The following is a 15,652-nucleotide window of genomic DNA, read 5'->3' on the forward strand; positions in this document are numbered from 1 at the left end:
TGGTGAAAGCCGGTGGCGGAATCAAGATGGACCGCTCGTGACGCCGGCGCGGCAGGCTGTGGCGAGCGGCGCTGCGGCGATTGAATTCCAGGCGCGGATCGCGTTAGCCTGCTGCGGCGCAACAAGACGCCGAGGGGATGGGGAATATGGACTACGACATGTTGGTCATCGGCAGCGGCCCCTCCGGGCGCCGCGCCGCGGTGCAGTCGGCAAAGCTCGGCAAGTCGGTTTTGGTCGTCGATAGGGGCCGGCGTCTCGGCGGCGTCTCCGTGCACACCGGCACCATTCCGTCCAAGACGCTGCGCGAAACGGTGCTCAATCTCTCCGGCTGGCGCGAGCGCGGCTTCTACGGGCGCGGCTACCGGGTCAAGCAGGATATTTCGGTCAGCGACCTCGTCGAGCGCCTGCACAAGACGCTCGATCACGAAGTCGAGGTGCTGCAGCATCAGTTCATGCGCAACGCGGTCAAAAGCGCGCGGGCCACGGCCAGATTCATCGGCGCAAACAAGGTCAGCCTGACCACCGACAATGGCGACTATAGCGAGATCGGTTTCGCCAATGCGCTGATCGCCGTCGGCACCAGGCCGCACCGCCCGCGCGACGTGCCGTTCGACAAGACGCGCGTCTTCGACAGCGACGAGATGCTGGAACTCGACCGGTTGCCGCGCACGCTGACCGTCATCGGCGCCGGCGTCATCGGCGTCGAATACGCGACCATCTTTTCGGCGCTCGACGTGCCGGTGACACTGGTCGAGCCGCGCAACACCATCCTCGATTTCGTCGATCGCGAAATCGTCGACGACTTCATCCATCAGATGCGCGACCGCGGCATGACCATTCGCCTCGGCAGCACGGTAAAAGAAATCGCCTCCAAGCCCGATCATGCCGAAGTGACCCTTGCCGACGGCCGCACCATCCGCTCCGAAATCGTGCTTTACGCTGCAGGCCGCAGCGGCAATCTTGGCAGCCTCGGGCTCGACATGGTCGGCATCGAGGCCGACAGCCGCGGCCGCATCAAGGTCGATCCCCAGACATTTCAGACCAGCGCGCCCAATATCTATGCCACCGGCGACGTCATCGGCTTTCCGAGTCTGGCCTCGACCTCGATGGAGCAGGGCAGGGTGGCTGCCTGCCATGCCTTCGGCGTGGCGCTGCCGCCGCCGCCGGAAACCTTTCCTTACGGCATCTACGCCGTGCCGGAAATCTCCACCGTCGGCCAGTCCGAGGAGCAGGTGCGCGAGAGCGGGATCGCCTATGAGGTCGGCGTGGCGCGCTTCCGGGAAACCTCGCGCGGCCACATCATGGGCGTCAACTCAGGTTTCCTGAAACTCCTGTTCTCGGTCGACACGCGCCGCCTGCTCGGCGCCCATATCGTCGGCGAGGGTGCGACCGAGCTCATCCATATCGGCCAGGCGGTGATCAATCTCGGCGGCACGGTCGACTTCTTCGTCAACAACACCTTCAACTATCCGACGCTGGCCGAAGCCTACAAGATCGCCGGGCTGGATGCCTGGAACCGGATGGGGCAGGGCTAGCCTCGGCAGCAGCGTCTATCTCTCGTCAGGCGGCCGGCGTCGAGGTCGCGGCAAGCCACTGCCGGGCGATCGCGGCATCCGCTTCGCCGAACTCATGGCCGGAGGCGACGATGCGCGCATCGACCTCGGCACGGCGCTGGCTGAAGAGCGTCACCAAGGCTGGCGCGAACGGGCCGTAGGTCTGGTCGGCCGCGCCGGCGATGATCAGCACCCGCGTTCCGGCAAGGTTCGTCGCCGGCGCATCGTCGAGCACCGGCATCGCCCTGAGCAGCGCCGCCTGCCTGACCAGGCCGGGATGAAGCAGCATCAGCGTGGAAACCAGATTGGCGCCGTTTGAGTAACCCAGGAAGGTCGCGCGGGTGAGATCAAGCTCGTGGAGCCGTGCGGCTTCCACTGCGAATTGGGCGAAAGCGGCCGTCTCCGCGCGGATACTCGACTGCTCGAAGCTGGTCGGCGTGATTCGTTCGAACCAGCGAAAACCGTCCTCCTGGCGGATGCGGCCGCGTGCTGCGACAACCACCGCGCGCGGCGCGATCCGCCTCGCCAGCGGCAAAAGTGTCGCTTCGTCCACGCCCGATCCATGCAGCACGAAAAGGCATTCGCCGCTCGCATTTTCCGGTCTGATCAGACGATAGGAAAAGGGCAGATCACGCTGCAGCTCGCTGTTTTTGCTGTCATGTTCGGACATGATCAGATCCTTTTGATTCTACGGTGATTTCGCTGATTTGCCGGCTTCAAAACGGAATGTTTTCAAGCTCCGCGAAAGTTGATTGAACCTGGCGCATTTCGGGCCGTTTCTGCGCCGATACACTCCCGAACGGGAGGAATCGAAGCGGTGCGTCGGGGGTCGCATTGCTGGACATGAAACACCAGCTCTGAGGCCTTTTGTCGATGACCATCCCCGTTTCTCAACGCGATACGCGTATCGATGTGCTGCGCGCGCTCGCCTTGCTCACCATTTTCGTCGACCACGTGCCGGGTACCGTCTTCGAAAACCTGACCTACAAGAACCTCGGCTTTTCCGATGCGGCAGAGGCCTTCGTTTTGATCTCCGGCATCTCGGTGGCGCTCGCCTATGGCACCAAGTTCAAGCCGGGGGGCAGGCTGCTGGCGACCCTCAAGATGTGGCGGCGCGCCGGCGTGCTCTACGTCACCCACATCGTCATCACCATGCTGGTGATCGCCCTGTTTTCCGCCACGGCCGTGTTCGCCCACCGCCCGGAGCTGTTGAAGATGATCAACATCGAGCCGCTGATGAAGGACACGCCGGAGGTGCTTTTCGGCATCGTCACCCTCGGCCATCAGCTCGGCTACAACAACATCCTGCCGGTCTATGCGGCGCTGCTTCTGGCGGCGCCGGCCTTCGTTCTGTTCGTCAGCTACAGGCCCGTGGCGGCACTGACCGTGTCCGGGCTGCTGTGGCTGGTCGCCGGCATCTGGCAGATCGCTCCGCCGAATTATCCCGAGCCGGGTCTCTGGTTCTTGAACCCGCTGTCCTGGCAGTTTCTGTTCAACATCGGCCTTGCCGCCATGCTGCATATCAAGCGCGGCGGCACCATCCCCGTAAACCGGTGGCTGGTGGGTTTCGCCGGCGTCTATGTGGTGGGCGCGGCGATCTGGGTGCACAGCCCACTCTGGGGGCAGATCACCTGGTTCAATCTGCCGGTGGTGATCGGCGGCTTCGACAAGACCTTCCTGTCGCTGCCGCGGCTGCTGCATATCTTGGCCGTCAGCTATCTGGTAGTCGCCCTGCCGGCCGTATCGAACCTTTTCCGCGCCAAGCCCGACAATCCGCTGGCGATCCTCGGCAAGCGTTCGCTGCCCGTCTTCGTTGCCGGCACGCTGATTGCCATGGCCGCTCAGGTGCTCAAGCTGATCAATCCGGGCGGCCTCGCCTATGACACGTTGCTGATCGCTGCCGGCATCGCCATGCAGTTCGCACTGGCGCTCTATCTCGAATGGCTCGCCGGTCTCGGCCCGACCCGCATCAAACCGGCGCGTGCGGAGCCGGCGCGCACCGGGTTCGCTGCGCCGCCCATGCCGGCGCGGGTCGGCGGATATTGAGATGTGGTTCTAGGATATGGGAGCAGGGCCCGTCGAGGCCCTGACGACGAGCTCAACGCCCATCGTCTCGCGCCGCACGGCGCCGTCATAGTCGAGGATCATGCGCGCGGCCCGCCGGCCGATCTCGGTGATCGGCTGCGCGATCGTGGTCAGCGGCGGGTCGCAGAGCGCGCCGTCGGGCACGCCGTCGAAGCCGACAACGGAAACGTCTTCCGGCACTTTCAGACCGCGCGCAGTCAGCCAGTCGATGGCGATCATGGCCATCCTGTCCGACATTGCCAGGATGGCGGTCGGCCGCTCGCCGCCGGCAAAGATCGCTTCGAGCCCCGCCCAGGTGCTCCTTTGCTCGTTCTCGGTCTCGAAGACCGGGATGCTCTTCGTGTCGACACCGAAGCCGGACAGTTCCTCGAAATAGCCGGCCAGACGGTCGCGCGTTCCCGTGTAGACGGCCGAGCGGACCATTTCGGGTGTGACGAAGCCGGTGCGGTCATCACCGAGAGTAAGCGACAGCACGGCGAAACGGCGATGTCCGAGTTCGGCAAGATGCCGCGCGGCGAGCCGTCCGCCGGCGATGTTGTCGACGCCGATCGCCGAGATCGTCTCGTCGTGAAAGCCGAGCTCCAACGCCACGAAGGGCAGCCTGCGTTCGCGCGTCAGCTCGACGAGACGCGAGCCACCTTCGATGCAGAACAGGATGAAACCGTCGACCAGCGCGCTCTGGATGTTCCAGGCGAGCTTCTCCTGGTTGGCCGCCGAAACCAATGCGATCCCGGCGCCGGTGGCGTCGCAGGCCTCGGAAATGCCCGCCATCATGACGCGGGCGAAGGGATCCTCGAAGAAGTAGGAAAGGGGCTCGGTCGTGCCGACGCCGATGGCATTGACCTTGCCGGCGCGCAGCAGGCGGCCTTTCGGATCAGGCCCGGCGTAACCCATCGCCTCCGCCACCGCCCTGACCCGCTCGCGCAGCTCGGCGCGCACGACCTCCGGGCGACTGAAGACATTGGAGGCCGTCCCATGCGAGACGCCCGCCGCCTTGGCAATATCCGCCAGCCGGATGGGGCGTGCCTGGCCTTCGATAAGTGATGCCATGTCTGTTCTCCGAATCCGGTCGCATGGCGAACATGGACGCGGAATGTCTGACGGTCCACTTACTACTTTTATTGGATCGATTCAAATTTTCGCTTGACTACGGCGGTGCAGGGGTTATGATTTGAATCGATCCAAGTCTCTGACATGAAGCAAGATTCGAGAAGGAGGGTGCCGTGCATCCGGTCAACTTTTTGTTCGAGGACGTCTACCGCAACGATTGGGGCATTGCTTCGGCCGAGCAGAGTGAGCGGCGCCGCGGCAAGACAGGCCCGTGGAAGCGTCAGCCCCGCTTCATCGTGGAGCGCAAGCGCGCCTGAAGCAGCCCGTCTTTTTCGCGTCGGTCTATTGGATCGATTCAATTCAAGGAAGTAAGTCATGCATCCCATCAGCCATCTCTTCGAGGACATCTATCGCAACTACTGGGGCATTTCGCGGCCAACCGACCGGCCGGAACGGCGGCGCGCGGCGGAGCCGGCGTCGCGCAAGCGGCGGCTGCGTCGGGGAAGGCGGTAGTCGCGGCCCATTTTCCGACGAGCCTCAGCAATGGCAAGGCGGATCTAGGACCCTGGGCGCCACTGCGCCGAGATCGCAATCGCCAGCCAGCCGACGATAAGCAGCGTGCCGCCGATCGGCGCCGACATCGGAAACAGCCGCGAACCGAGGAAATCCCGGGCGAGAAGATCGCCCGAGAACAGCAGCAGGCCGACAAGCAGCGCCAGGCTTGCGATCCTGAGATACCGGCTGCCGCCGATAAGGCCGATGGCGAGGAAGACCGGCGCATGCATCAGCAGGAAGGATGAGGACGTGCCGGTGAAGGCGCCGCCGCCATGCGCGGCCGCCGCCGACAGCGCCACCCCTGCCGCGCCGACGAGACCGCCTGCCAGCACGAGGATGCGGCTGCCGCCGTCTGATGGTTGCCCGGCAAGACTCATTTCGATGCTCCGTTTTCGATCGCGCGCGGCTCAGGATTCGCCGGCCTCGAGCAGCATATGCCGTGCGCGCCGCGTCTGGACAATCCAGTTATAGACCGCCCCCAGCGCCATCAGCACCGATGTGCCCAAGAACACCGCCCGCATGCCGAAATGGCCGCCGACGAAGCCTCCGGCGAGCGGTCCCGCGACCTGGCCGACATACTGCGCCGAGATCGATAGTCCGAGCACATTGCCGCCGACGCCGTCGGGGATGTTGTGACGGATGACGCTGGTGATGCAGGGCAGGAGGCCGCCCAGCGCCAGCCCCATCAGGAAGCGCAACCCGATCAGCTGCCAGCCGTCGGTGACGAAAGCTTGCGGGACAAGCAGCAGCGCAGAAATCGCGAGCGCGCCGACGACCACGTTCCAGTGGCCGACCCGATCGGCAAGCTTGCCCAGCCACGACGAGGACATGATGGTTCCAAGCGCGGCCGCCGACATCACCACGCCCGCGACCATCGTCACCTTGCTCTGGTCCACGACGAGCTGCTGCACATAGACCGTGATGATCGGCTCGATCGACATGGTTGCAAAGGCGAGCAGCAAGCCGGTCGTCAGCATCGCGACGACCGGACGCTTGTCGGGGATCTGTGCCCAGCCGCTCTTCGGCTTTGCCGACGAGACAGGTTTGGGAGCCGGCGGGTTTTCCTTGATCAGGAAAGTCGTGGCCAGAAAAGCGAGAAAAATGACAGCGCCCGACAACAGGAAGGTGGCGCGGATGCCGATCAGCGGCGGCAGCATGCCACCGAGCAGCGGTCCGACCAGCGAGCCGGCCGTGATGCCGGCCGACAGCACGCCGAGCGCCCAGCCGGAGCGCTCCTTTGGCGTCTGCATCGCCACCAATATCGTCGAGCCCGAGGAGTAGCCGCCGGCAAAGCCGATCAGGAGCCTCAGCAACACCAATTGCCAGATGCTTTCGACCATACCGGTCAGCGACATGCAGATCGCCATGCCGAACGAGGCGCGCACCAGCATCAGCTTGCGGCCGTAACGGTCGCCGAGCCGCCCCCACAGAGGGGCGACCAGCGCCGCGGCAAAGAAGGTGGCACCGTAAGCAACTCCTGACCATTGCACGATTGCCGCGTGCCCTTCGGCACCCAGCTGTTCGACATAAAGCGGCAGGAACGGCAACAGCAGCGTCATGGCAATCAGCGTGCTGAACGAGCCGGCGAAGCAGACGGCGAGATTGCCTCGCCAATGGATATTGTAGCCGCTCTGGGTGCTATTTTCTGCCATGTCATGCCTGCTTGGTTATCCGGGATTGTTCCGGATACCATTTTGGGATACCAAATCGGTATCCGTCATGAACCTCAACCCCGCCGCTGTCAATGCGGTGCCGAAGAGCGGAACGACAATGTCGCAAATGCAGAATGTCGAAAGGCAGCTTCGCGAAATGATCCTCGGGCTCGAGATCGGCCCGGGCGAGCGGCTGACCGAGCGTTGGATCGAAAGCCGCTTCGGCGCCTCCCGCACCCCGGTCAGGGCGGCGCTGCTGCGCCTCGAGACCGAAGGGCTGATCGCTCGTGACGGCCGCGGCTGGACGGTGGCGCCGATCAATCTCGCCGAGCTCGGCCAGATCGCCGTCTACCGCGAGGCGGTCGAGGTGGCGGCGGTGCGGTTGACGGCGTCGCTGGAAGATCGCAGCGGGATCGAGGTGATCGCGGCGATGCTCGATTCCTGCGACGCCGGTACGCCGCGCGAGGAATGGCACCGCGTTGGTCTGGATTTTCACATCGAGCTGGCCAGGCTTTCCGGCAACGAATTCCTGCTTAGGGGAGTCCGCGATGCAATGACCAGGCTCTCCCGCGCGCGTTGGCTGGAAGTGCGCGACGAGGCGGCGCTTGGCCGCGCCTGGGCCGAGCACCACGCCATCCTGGCTGCCGTGCGAAAGGGTGACGCCGAAAAGGCGGCACGGCTGCTCTCGGCCCACATCGCCGGCAGCCGCGACCGCCTGGTGACTTCGCTGCATGACGAGCGGCGCGGCCTGCGCGCCAGGGGCTTTGCTGTCGTCGGTGGCTGATCTTCGGCCATCGTCGAATATTAGAACTTCAACAAGTTCGTCAGCTTGGGCGGGCTTGCAAGATGTTCGGCACAATGCTGTAGGAGGCGACGGACATCTTTAAACGACGGACGCATGGCCTCGCCCTTACGCACCGCAGCGCGGGTATTTTATTTCATACGCAACATCACCCGCGATGTGGCGCCGCAGGCTCTCTTTCGCCAGCGGCTTGCGCGCCGGCTGGAGCAGGCACGGCTCTCCAGCAAAACGGTCCGTGATCGGGTCAACTACTACAACCGGCTCGACCATAGCTTCGTGCCGAGCGCGGCGGCGGTGCCCGCCAGTCAAATACCCAAGTTCGGGAGCATGTACTATTACGACCTGAAGGAGTTCGCCCGCTACTTCGATCGCCACCTGCTCATCGATCTCGAGTTCGGCGACGTCGTCGACGTTCCGGCGGTGCCATCAATCGTCAAGGATCGCCCGATCCGCAACGACAACGGCAACGCCGTGATCATGAAGCTCGACAAGTTCCGCCATTTCAACATGCCAAAGGACAATCTGTCCTTCGCCGACAAGCGCCCGATGGCGGTCTGGCGCGGTCATTTCAACAATCCGATCCGCAAACGGTTCGTCGATGCCGTGCGCGACCTGCCGTCTTGCGATGCCGGCTCGCCCAAGCCAAGCGCCCCGGAGAACTATCGCAAGCCGTATCTCACGATCGCGCAGCAGCGGCAGTTCCGCTACATCGTCTCGCTCGAAGGCAATGACGTGGCGACGAACCTCAAGTGGATCATGAGCTCGAATTCGCTCTGCCTGATGCCGCCGCCGACCTACGAAACCTGGTTCGCCGAGGCTGAGCTCGAGGCCGATGTTCACTACGTGCCTCTGGCGTCGGATTTTTCGGACGTCGCCGACAAGATCGCCTATTTCGAAAAACACCCGGCGGAAGCCCAACGCATCATAACGGCGGCCAACGCCTATTGCCGCCGGTTCAGCAACGAAAAGGACGAGCGGGCGGTATCGCTGCTCGTCCTCTACAAATATTTCGTGCTCAGCGGCCAGATCGAACCCGACCCGGAGGTCTGGCGTTTTATCGCCGGCTGACCTCCGCGCGTTTTCGGGCGCGGAGCACGGCGCGGATTCTTAGATATCGCTGCGGTCGAGCACCAGGTCGGCGGGGCCGAACCGGTTCTTGGCGGTGAGCTGCTGGTGCCAGTAGGGATAAAGCACCGGCGGGCGGCTGACGTCGTCGAGGCGCAGGCGCTCGTCCAGGGACAGCGTCAGGCTGGCCGCGGCGAGGTTGTCCTTGAGTTGGGCTTCGTTGCGGGCGCCGATCACCAGCGAAGAAACGGCCGGGCGGCCGAGCAGCCAGGCAAGCGCCACCTGTGCCGCCGAAACGCCGCGCGCCTTGCCGATTTCGACCAGAACGTCGACGATCCGCCACAACCTTCCCTCGTCCCGGATCGGCGGTTCGGACCAGCCGCCAAGCTGGCGGGCCGTCGGGCTGTCGCGACGGTATTTGCCCGACAGCAGGCCGCCGGCCAGCGGGCTCCACACCAGCACGCCAAGACCCTGGTCGACCGAGATCGGCAGCAACTCGTACTCCGCCTCGCGCGCTTCCAGCGTGTAGTGGATCTGCTGCGTGACGAAGCGCGGCTGATGATGGCTGTCGCTGATCGAGAGCGCCTTCATCACCTGCCAGCCCGAATAATTGGAACAGCCGACATAACGGATCTTGCCCTGGCTGACCAAAGTGTCGAGCGCAGCGATCGTTTCCTCCAGCGGCGTGACCCCATCCCACTCATGCAGGAAATAGATGTCGATGACGTCGGTCTTGAGCCGCTTCAGGCTCCGCTCGCATTCCCGGATCAGGTGATGGCGCGACAGGCCTTCGTCGTTGGGGCCGTTTCCGATCCGCATGCGCGCCTTGGAGGCGATGAGCACATCGTTCTTGCGCTTGCCGCCGAGCGCCTCGCCGACGATCTCCTCCGACAGGCCGTTCGAATACACGTTGGCGGTGTCGATGAGATTGATGCCGGCATCGATGCAGGTATCGATGATGCGGCTCGCCTCCGAGAGATCGGATTTGCCGACGGCGGCGAACGGGCCCGTCCCGCCGAAGGTCATCGTGCCAAGGGTCAATGTCGAAACCTTCAGGCCGGAACGGCCAAGCGTGCGGTATTCCATGTCAGGTCCTTGCGATTTGTTTTGAAGAGGCGCGCCGTCGCGGGCGCCGGGAAGAGGCGAAAGTATTTGTAGGACAATTCGGGCGGCTTGTCGCCCCGCCATCGATACGGGCCGATCACATATCGGCTGGTCCAGCGTTGCCGGCTCCTGCTCGCAATAAAACCGTCATTGCGCGTCTGTATCTCAGTCGGCTTACGGAGTTGTGTTTCCGGCCGCGGCCGGAGCGCATCCGAGGCGAAAGTGGCTGACAGGCAGGAGCTGCGCAATGAACGAGGTCAAGACGAATTCCGGAGCCAAGGACTGGCTGGAAGCCGAACTCGAGGACACGCTCGACGAGGACTATGAGCTGGAGATTTCCGAGCCCGCGCTCTCGCTCGAGATCGCCAGGATCTACAAGAAGTCGCATCCGCCCTCCATCGAGCGGACGACCTATTTCCGCGAGCTGCTGCGTCTGCAGTCGGAGCTCATCAAGCTGCAGTCCTGGGTTGCCTACCACAAGAAGAAGCTGGTGGTGATCTTCGAGGGACGCGACTCGGCCGGCAAGGGCGGCGTCATCAAGCGCATCACCCAGCGCCTCAATCCGCGCATCTGCCGCGTCGTCGCGCTGCCGGCGCCGACCGAGCGTGAAAGATCGCAATGGTATTTCCAGCGCTACGTGCCGCATCTGCCGGCGGGCGGCGAGATCGTGCTGTTCGACCGCTCCTGGTACAACCGATCGGGCGTCGAGCAGGTGATGGGCTTTGCCAATGCGGATCAGGTCGAAGAGTTTTTCCGCGACGTGCCGGAATTCGAACGCATGCTGGTGCGCTCCGGCATCACGCTGGTGAAATACTGGTTCTCGATTACCGACGAGGAGCAGCAGATGCGCTTTTTGATGCGCATCCACGATCCGATGAAGCAGTGGAAGCTGTCGCCGATGGACCTGCAGTCGCGCGTGCGCTGGGAACAATACACCAAAGCCAAGGAAGAGACCTTCGCCCGTACCAACATCAAGGAAGCGCCGTGGTTCATTGTCGAAGGCAACGACAAGAAGCGGGCCCGACTGAACTGCATCGATCACCTGCTGCAGCAAATGCCTTACGAAGACGTGCCGCATGAGGAGATCACGCTGCCGGAGCGCGTCTTCAACCCGGCCTACGAGCGCCAGGTGCTGCCGCGCGAGCTTTATGTGCCGTCGAAGTATTGAGCACTTCCCCATCTCCCACAGAGGGAGAAGGGGGAGCCTAGCTTACGCGCGCCCGATCATCACATGCGTCGCGTCGGCGGTCGCGACCTGGCTGGTGCAGCGGTAGCCGAGCTTCGGCATGTCCAGCCCGGCGAAAAGATGCTCGCCGGAGCCGAGCAGGATCGGCGAGATCGCGAGATGCATCTCGTCGATCAGGCTTTCCTTCAGATATTGCCGGATCGTGGCGACGCCGCCGCCGACCCGCACATCCTTGTCCTTGGCGGCCGTCTTCGCCTGTTCGAGCGCCGAATGGATGCCGTCGGTGACGAAGTAAAACGTCGTGCCGCCTTCCATTAAGATCGGCGCCCGCTTGTGATGGGTGAGCACGAAGACCGGCACGTGATAGGGCGGGTTGTCGCCCCACCAGCCTTTCCAGCTCTCGTCCGGCCATTCGCCGCGGACCGGCCCGAACATGTTGCGGCCAAGGATCCAGGCGCCGACATTCTCAAAACTGCGCGCGGCGAAGCTGTCGTCGCTGCCGGTGGTGCCGCCGTCTTTGCCGATCACCATCTCACGAAAGGTGCGCGTGCCGATCATCCATTTATGCAGTCCTTCGCCGCCGACGCCGAGCGGGCTTTCGAGAGTCTGATCGGGGCCGGCGCCGTAACCGTCCAGCGACAGGGTGAAAGCGTTGACGCGCAGCTTTGACATGATCGCCTCGTGAACTAGTTGCATTTTGCAAGCAGTCATGGAGTAGCTTAACTGATTGCATTATGCAAGCGGAATTTTCCGGCGAGCGATCAACTCGTCGGGCGGCGCCCAGGTGACGCGGCGAGAATTTAAAATTGCGCCTGGGCCTAGCCCCTCAGCATCTCCGCAACGGTCGGCGCGAAATAGGTGAGGACACCGTCGCAGCCGGCTCGCTTGAGCGCGAGAAGCGATTCCAGCATCGCCTTTTCGCCGTCGATCCAGCCATTGGCGCTGGCCGCCTTGATCATCGAATATTCGCCCGACACCTGGTAGGCGAAGGTCGGCATCTGAAACTCGTCCTTCAGCCGGCGGATGATGTCGAGATAGGGCAGCCCAGGCTTCACCATCAGCATGTCGGCGCCTTCGGCCAGATCCTGCTCGGCCTCGCGCACGGCTTCATCGGAATTCGCGTGGTCGATATAATAGGTCTTCTTGTCGCCCTTGAGCAGGCCGGCGGTGCCGACTGCCTCGCGATAGGGGCCGTAGAAGGCCGAGGCGAATTTCGTCGCATAGGACATGATCGCCACGTCCTGGAAGCCGTTGGCGTCCAGCGCGTCGCGGATCGCGCCGATGCGGCCGTCCATCATGTCGGACGGCGCGATGATGTCCGCGCCGGCGGCTGCCTGGATGACGGCCGCGGCCGTGACCTGCTCGACGGTTTCGTCATTGACGATGATGCCGTCGCGCAGGATGCCGTCATGGCCATGGCTGGTGAATGGATCGAGCGCCGCGTCGGTAATGATGCCGATCTCCGGCACCGCGTCCTTGATGGCGCGGGTGGCCCGGTTGATGACATTGTCGGGATCGAGGATATGCGAGCCCGTCTGGTCGCGCAGCGAAAGCTCGATGTTGGGGAAAGTCGCGATCGCCGGGATGCCGAGCTTGGCGGCGCGCTCCGCTTCCTTCACCGCGAGGTCGACCGACAGGCGGTAGACGTCCGGCATGGCGGCGATCGGCTCGCGCACATTTTTGCCGTCGACGACGAAGATCGGCCAGATCAGATCGTTCACCGAGAGCTGGTTTTCCTGCACCAGCCGGCGCGACCAGTCGGCCTTGCGCATGCGCCGCAGCCTGCGGCTGCCTGTGATCTCGTCGACGCTGCGGGCGCCGGCAGGCTTTGCGGGGGTAAACTTGTTCATCGCCAGAACTCTGTTGTCGTCCCGGCTTTTACCATGCGCCCCTGCCGCTGACCAATGCGACACGATTGTGCCAGTTGCTTCCGCGAAGAACGAGGAGAGGGGATCGCCGGCGCTGGAGCACTTCCCTTCTCCCTTGACGGGGAGAAGGTGCCGGCAGGCGGATGAAGGGCAGCCGACGTTTACGGCTGTCCATTCCCCGACAGAATCTGTGCCGCGCCCTTCACAGCCACGCGAAAAGCCTCGTCGAAGCTGACGCCGCGCACCTGCCATTGATAGGTCTTGCCGTGTTCGGCCAGCCGCCAGTCGGCGATCCAGCCCAATTCCTTGTCGTTCCACACGATGCTGCCGGCGAGCGCCCGGTCGGCACCCGCCTGCCGGGCGAGCTGGTCGAGCTTTGCCATATCGGCAGTGCGCAGCGCCTTGTCGTCGAGGCCGGCGAGCTGGTCAGCCTTTGGAAAGCTGACATACACCGAGAGCGGCGCCGTCGCGTTGGCAAAGGATTCGCGCATTGACTGGCCGCGATCCTCGTCGGCCGTCAGCACGAAATGTTGCGCCCCTTGCTCGGCCGTTATGAAGACGGCAATCAGCGGCCGCTCGCCGTGCCATGGCTTGCTGCCGAGCTGCGCCAGGAGCTTGTCGACGACGGTGGGCTTGTAGAGGCAGGTGAGATCGTGCGGCCGGTCATGCGTGCCTTGCTCGTCATGGATCGGAACGCCTTCCAGCCGGTCGCGGTAGCGGAAGGATTGGACAAAGTCGGCCGCCTTATTGCGCAGCGCCAGCATCTCCGGCTTCTGCGTCAGCCGCTGATCGCCTGAAACCTTGACCAGCACCTTGTCCAGACAATCCTTGAAGCCGATCTCGCGATTAGCCTCGCCGGTGCCGGTGACGATCGTCTGCGCCAGGTAGAGTTCAGAGGCTGCCTCGGCGGCGGCCGGCGCAACTCCCAGAAAGAGGAGACCTGCCAATCCAGCAACGAGACGAGAAACCCCAGCCATGTCGATTAGCTCGAAATCTGTCGCGCCGCCTACGCGCGACACTTTGCCGGTTACCTAACACCGGAAGCGGCTGGCCGCCAGCGCGGCGTTGCCGCCATTGACGCATCCTTATGCCGCCTTTAGCACTTCAATCCCCCTGGAAGGGCGGAGAGGAGGATTCTCTGGCGATGGATTTTGGCGGAGGCGACGAGATTCGCTTCGAGCGTCTAGGCAAGGCGGGCGTCGTCACACTGACGCGGCCGCAGGCGCTCAATGCCGTCACCCATCGCATGGTCAAGGCGCTTGGCAAGGCGCTTGACGCCTGGGAGGGCGATGCCGGCGTCGCCGTCGTCGTCGTCAAGGCTGAGGGCAGGGCGTTTTCCGCCGGTGGCGATATTCTGCACATTTACGAGGCGGGCCGCGCCGGCAAGCCGCCGGTCGACTTCTTCGCCGACGAGTATCGTCTCAATGCCCGCATCGCCCGCTTCAGGAAACCCTATGTCGCGCTGATCGACGGCATCGTCATGGGCGGCGGGGTCGGCATTTCCTTCCACGGCTCGCACCGCGTGCTGACCGAGAACGCGCAATTCGCCATGCCGGAAGTCGGCATCGGCTTCTTCCCCGATGTTGGCGCCAGCCATTTGCTGCCCGATCTCGGCGGCAGCTTCGGCATGTATCTGGGGCTGACGGGAAACCGCATCCGCTATGGTGATGCCCTGTGGTCGGGCCTCGCCACCCACACGATCAAGGCCGAGGACCAGGCGGGGCTTCTTGACGAGCTGGCGACAAGCGGCGACGCGAACGCGGAGTTGCGCGATTTCTTCACACCCGCAAGACGCGAGACCGAGCGGCAGGATCTGGAATCGATCGCCCGCCATTTTTCGCAACCCTCGCTCGCCGCTATCGTCGCCAGCCTGGAACGAGCATCCGCCACCGACGCTTTCGCCGCCAAGACGCTGGCGACGATCAGGACGCGTTCGCCGACCAGCCTCAACGTCGCCTGGCGCGAGATCAGCGCCGGGTCGACGCTGTCGATGGACGAGTGCATGAAGATGGAGTTCCGCATCCTCAACCGCATGCTGGCCGGCCACGACTTTTATGAAGGCATCCGCGCCGCCATCATCGACAAGGGTTCGAAGCCGGAATGGCGGCCCGCCAGCCTCGATGCGGTGAGCGCGGCCGATGTCGACGCGTATTTCGCGCCGCTCGGGGCCGGGGAGCTGGAGCTGTGAGCGAGGTCACCTCCAGGCGCGTGGTGCTGCAGCCCTCGACCACCGAGATCATCTTCGCCTGGTTCCAGCGGGTCATTGCCGGCTACTGCCTGCTGTTCGGTGTCCTCTACTGGGTCCGGCTGATCGGCATCTATCCGGGCGAGCTCTGGCGCTTCGACCTGATGCCGGTGCACTGGCAGGTGGCCGCGGCCACGCTTGCCGTCTTCTTTCCTTTCGCCGCCGCGGGCCTTTGGATGCTTGCCTCTTGGGGGCCGGTGATCTGGTTCATCTGCGCGGCGACCGAGACCGTCATGTATGCCGGCTTTCCCAATCTCTTCGGACATCGGATCCTGATCGTCGTCTCACATGCCTGCGTGGCGCTGCTCTACATCGTCTTCCGCGTGGTCATCTGGCTGCAGAAGCGCCAGCTCAGGCAATAGCTTGCCGGGCGGCGTAAGGAACCTAGATACGGGGTCGGCGACTGCCCCAAAACCCTTGGCTAAATCTTTAGGTTAATTGTTCTTGCTCGTATGACCGTTCGTTAAGCCTCTTTCGAAACCTCTTA

17 protein-coding genes are annotated in these 15,652 nt (G+C 63.7%); 9 read left to right on the forward strand and 8 right to left on the reverse strand.

Features of this window, described 5'->3' with window-relative positions:
• Window positions 1-146: 146 nt before the first annotated feature.
• Window positions 147-1,535: a Si-specific NAD(P)(+) transhydrogenase gene (sthA, locus tag A9K66_RS27505; RefSeq protein ID WP_067330000.1), complete on the forward strand. Its 1,389-nt coding sequence runs from the start codon at window positions 147-149 to the stop codon at window positions 1,533-1,535.
• A 25-nt stretch (window positions 1,536-1,560) separates the two neighbouring features.
• On the opposite strand, the gene A9K66_RS27510 is transcribed toward sthA, so the two are convergent.
• Window positions 1,561-2,223, reverse strand: coding sequence for an alpha/beta hydrolase (locus A9K66_RS27510; protein ID WP_067330003.1), 663 nt, complete (start codon window positions 2,221-2,223; stop codon window positions 1,561-1,563).
• Between the two features lie 203 nt (window positions 2,224-2,426).
• On the opposite strand from A9K66_RS27510, the gene opgC reads away from it, so the two are divergent.
• Window positions 2,427-3,599, forward strand: a complete 1,173-nt coding sequence (gene opgC, locus A9K66_RS27515; RefSeq protein ID WP_067330202.1) for an OpgC domain-containing protein — start codon at window positions 2,427-2,429, stop codon at window positions 3,597-3,599.
• 9 nt (window positions 3,600-3,608) lie between these two features.
• Here opgC and A9K66_RS27520 read toward each other — a convergent pair whose 3' ends face one another.
• Window positions 3,609-4,688: a substrate-binding domain-containing protein gene (locus A9K66_RS27520; RefSeq protein WP_067330006.1), complete on the reverse strand. Its 1,080-nt coding sequence runs from the start codon at window positions 4,686-4,688 to the stop codon at window positions 3,609-3,611.
• Window positions 4,689-4,861: 173 nt separating this feature from the next.
• On the opposite strand from A9K66_RS27520, the gene A9K66_RS30885 reads away from it, so the two are divergent.
• Both A9K66_RS30885 and A9K66_RS30890 read left to right on the forward strand, forming a co-directional pair.
• On the forward strand, window positions 4,862-5,005 hold the full coding sequence (locus A9K66_RS30885) for a hypothetical protein (protein ID WP_082954112.1): 144 nt from the start codon (window positions 4,862-4,864) through the stop codon (window positions 5,003-5,005).
• A gap of 58 nt (window positions 5,006-5,063) precedes the next feature.
• Window positions 5,064-5,201 (forward strand): hypothetical protein, encoded by a 138-nt coding sequence (locus A9K66_RS30890; RefSeq protein WP_082954113.1) that lies wholly within the window; start codon window positions 5,064-5,066, stop codon window positions 5,199-5,201.
• Between the two features lie 44 nt (window positions 5,202-5,245).
• Here A9K66_RS30890 and A9K66_RS27525 read toward each other — a convergent pair whose 3' ends face one another.
• Window positions 5,246-5,620: a DUF423 domain-containing protein gene (locus A9K66_RS27525; protein WP_067330010.1), complete on the reverse strand. Its 375-nt coding sequence runs from the start codon at window positions 5,618-5,620 to the stop codon at window positions 5,246-5,248.
• 30 nt (window positions 5,621-5,650) lie between these two features.
• A complete protein-coding gene (locus A9K66_RS27530) occupies window positions 5,651-6,895 on the reverse strand; it encodes a multidrug efflux MFS transporter (protein WP_067330014.1) in 1,245 nt (414 codons plus the stop codon).
• Window positions 6,896-7,013: 118 nt separating this feature from the next.
• Here A9K66_RS27530 and A9K66_RS27535 point away from each other — a divergent pair, with 118 nt between their 5' ends.
• Both A9K66_RS27535 and A9K66_RS27540 read left to right on the forward strand, forming a co-directional pair.
• The gene (locus A9K66_RS27535) at window positions 7,014-7,679 is read left to right on the forward strand and encodes a GntR family transcriptional regulator (protein ID WP_067330206.1); all 666 of its coding nucleotides are present in this window, start codon (window positions 7,014-7,016) and stop codon (window positions 7,677-7,679) included.
• Between the two features lie 114 nt (window positions 7,680-7,793).
• Entirely contained in the window at window positions 7,794-8,765 is a 972-nt protein-coding gene (locus A9K66_RS27540; protein ID WP_067330017.1) for a glycosyl transferase family 90, read from the forward strand.
• 39 nt (window positions 8,766-8,804) lie between these two features.
• Here A9K66_RS27540 and A9K66_RS27545 read toward each other — a convergent pair whose 3' ends face one another.
• A complete protein-coding gene (locus tag A9K66_RS27545; protein WP_067330020.1) occupies window positions 8,805-9,848 on the reverse strand; it encodes an aldo/keto reductase in 1,044 nt (347 codons plus the stop codon).
• A 265-nt stretch (window positions 9,849-10,113) separates the two neighbouring features.
• On the opposite strand from A9K66_RS27545, the gene ppk2 reads away from it, so the two are divergent.
• Complete coding sequence (ppk2, locus tag A9K66_RS27550) at window positions 10,114-11,034, forward strand: polyphosphate kinase 2 (RefSeq protein ID WP_067330023.1); 921 nt, start codon at window positions 10,114-10,116, stop codon at window positions 11,032-11,034.
• A gap of 42 nt (window positions 11,035-11,076) precedes the next feature.
• Here the strand turns inward: ppk2 and A9K66_RS27555 are convergent, their stop codons facing one another.
• From A9K66_RS27555 to A9K66_RS27565, 3 genes are all read right to left on the reverse strand, one after another.
• Window positions 11,077-11,724: a dihydrofolate reductase family protein gene (locus A9K66_RS27555; protein ID WP_067330027.1), complete on the reverse strand. Its 648-nt coding sequence runs from the start codon at window positions 11,722-11,724 to the stop codon at window positions 11,077-11,079.
• A gap of 146 nt (window positions 11,725-11,870) precedes the next feature.
• A complete protein-coding gene (hemB, locus tag A9K66_RS27560) occupies window positions 11,871-12,902 on the reverse strand; it encodes a porphobilinogen synthase (RefSeq protein WP_067330030.1) in 1,032 nt (343 codons plus the stop codon).
• 179 nt (window positions 12,903-13,081) lie between these two features.
• Window positions 13,082-13,897: a DUF2066 domain-containing protein gene (locus A9K66_RS27565; RefSeq protein WP_067330032.1), complete on the reverse strand. Its 816-nt coding sequence runs from the start codon at window positions 13,895-13,897 to the stop codon at window positions 13,082-13,084.
• A 167-nt stretch (window positions 13,898-14,064) separates the two neighbouring features.
• Between A9K66_RS27565 and A9K66_RS27570 the strand changes: the two genes are divergently transcribed.
• A complete protein-coding gene (locus A9K66_RS27570; RefSeq protein WP_067330035.1) occupies window positions 14,065-15,108 on the forward strand; it encodes an enoyl-CoA hydratase/isomerase family protein in 1,044 nt (347 codons plus the stop codon).
• A complete protein-coding gene (locus A9K66_RS27575; protein WP_067000719.1) occupies window positions 15,105-15,527 on the forward strand; it encodes a DUF6163 family protein in 423 nt (140 codons plus the stop codon). The genes A9K66_RS27570 and A9K66_RS27575 overlap by 4 nt, the downstream gene beginning before the upstream one ends.
• Window positions 15,528-15,652 lie beyond the last annotated feature (125 nt).

It is taken from the genome of Mesorhizobium sp. AA23 (genome assembly GCF_001672435.1).
Lineage (GTDB): Bacteria > Pseudomonadota > Alphaproteobacteria > Rhizobiales > Rhizobiaceae > Mesorhizobium.

Bases quoted from the DNA above. Each gene is read 5' to 3' on its own strand.
- sthA (WP_067330000.1), top strand. From the start codon at position 147: ATGGACTACGACATGTTGGTCATCGGCAGCGGCCCCTCCGGGCGCCGC.
- A9K66_RS27510 (WP_067330003.1), bottom strand. From the start codon at position 2,223: ATGTCCGAACATGACAGCAAAAACAGCGAGCTGCAGCGTGATCTGCCC.
- opgC (WP_067330202.1), top strand. From the start codon at position 2,427: ATGACCATCCCCGTTTCTCAACGCGATACGCGTATCGATGTGCTGCGC.
- A9K66_RS27520 (WP_067330006.1), bottom strand. From the start codon at position 4,688: ATGGCATCACTTATCGAAGGCCAGGCACGCCCCATCCGGCTGGCGGAT.
- A9K66_RS30890 (WP_082954113.1), top strand. From the start codon at position 5,064: ATGCATCCCATCAGCCATCTCTTCGAGGACATCTATCGCAACTACTGG.
- A9K66_RS27525 (WP_067330010.1), bottom strand. From the start codon at position 5,620: ATGAGTCTTGCCGGGCAACCATCAGACGGCGGCAGCCGCATCCTCGTG.
- A9K66_RS27530 (WP_067330014.1), bottom strand. From the start codon at position 6,895: ATGGCAGAAAATAGCACCCAGAGCGGCTACAATATCCATTGGCGAGGC.
- A9K66_RS27535 (WP_067330206.1), top strand. From the start codon at position 7,014: ATGTCGCAAATGCAGAATGTCGAAAGGCAGCTTCGCGAAATGATCCTC.
- A9K66_RS27540 (WP_067330017.1), top strand. From the start codon at position 7,794: ATGGCCTCGCCCTTACGCACCGCAGCGCGGGTATTTTATTTCATACGC.
- A9K66_RS27545 (WP_067330020.1), bottom strand. From the start codon at position 9,848: ATGGAATACCGCACGCTTGGCCGTTCCGGCCTGAAGGTTTCGACATTG.
- ppk2 (WP_067330023.1), top strand. From the start codon at position 10,114: ATGAACGAGGTCAAGACGAATTCCGGAGCCAAGGACTGGCTGGAAGCC.
- A9K66_RS27555 (WP_067330027.1), bottom strand. From the start codon at position 11,724: ATGTCAAAGCTGCGCGTCAACGCTTTCACCCTGTCGCTGGACGGTTAC.
- hemB (WP_067330030.1), bottom strand. From the start codon at position 12,902: ATGAACAAGTTTACCCCCGCAAAGCCTGCCGGCGCCCGCAGCGTCGAC.
- A9K66_RS27565 (WP_067330032.1), bottom strand. From the start codon at position 13,897: ATGGCTGGGGTTTCTCGTCTCGTTGCTGGATTGGCAGGTCTCCTCTTT.
- A9K66_RS27570 (WP_067330035.1), top strand. From the start codon at position 14,065: ATGGATTTTGGCGGAGGCGACGAGATTCGCTTCGAGCGTCTAGGCAAG.